Origin of the sequence: Pseudoalteromonas sp. SWN29, assembly GCF_015864465.1 — a bacterium.
In the GTDB taxonomy this organism is placed as follows: domain Bacteria; phylum Pseudomonadota; class Gammaproteobacteria; order Enterobacterales; family Alteromonadaceae; genus Pseudoalteromonas.
The window spans coordinates 1-544 of sequence record NZ_JADYXE010000180.1 but is presented as its reverse complement, the minus strand read 5'-3'; the positions used below and the strand labels follow the sequence as shown (position 1 = coordinate 544).

Here is a 544-nt window from a genome sequence, read left to right as displayed (position 1 = left end):
AGCTTAGGGAATGCTTCTTCGTACTGTCGCCATTCGCTTCCTAGTGTTTTTTTCCAATCTGTATTGGCTTTAATGCCGTAGCCATAACAAATATGCACGGCGGTTTCGCATTTAAGCCCTTCAATTGCGCGCTCTAAACAGGCGATTCCCCAATCGTTTACTTCATCAAAAAATACATTAAACGCGGGCTCATCAAATTGGATGATATCAACGCCTGCGGCTTCTAACTCTTTAGCTTCTTGATTAAGAATTATGGCAAATTCCCACGCTAGTTTTTCACGGCTTTTATAATGATCGTCATAAAGCGTGTCGATCATGGTCATTGGGCCTGGCAATGCCCATTTTATTGGTTGTTTGGTTTGCTTGCGTAAAAATTTAGCGTCTTCGACAAACACAGGTTTTTGACGGCTAACAGGGCCCACAACGGTGGGTACGCTTGCATCGTACCGGTCACGAATTTTTACTGTTTTACGTTTTTCAAAGTCAACGCCATTTAGGTGCTCTATAAATGTAGTTACAAAATGCTGCCTTGTTTGCTCGCCAT

1 protein-coding gene is annotated in these 544 nt (G+C 42.6%); it reads right to left on the bottom strand.

What is annotated here, in order from left to right:
- The coding region (locus I6F53_RS20380; RefSeq protein WP_197240973.1) for a methionine synthase at nucleotides 1-544 on the bottom strand (544 nt) is incomplete at both ends.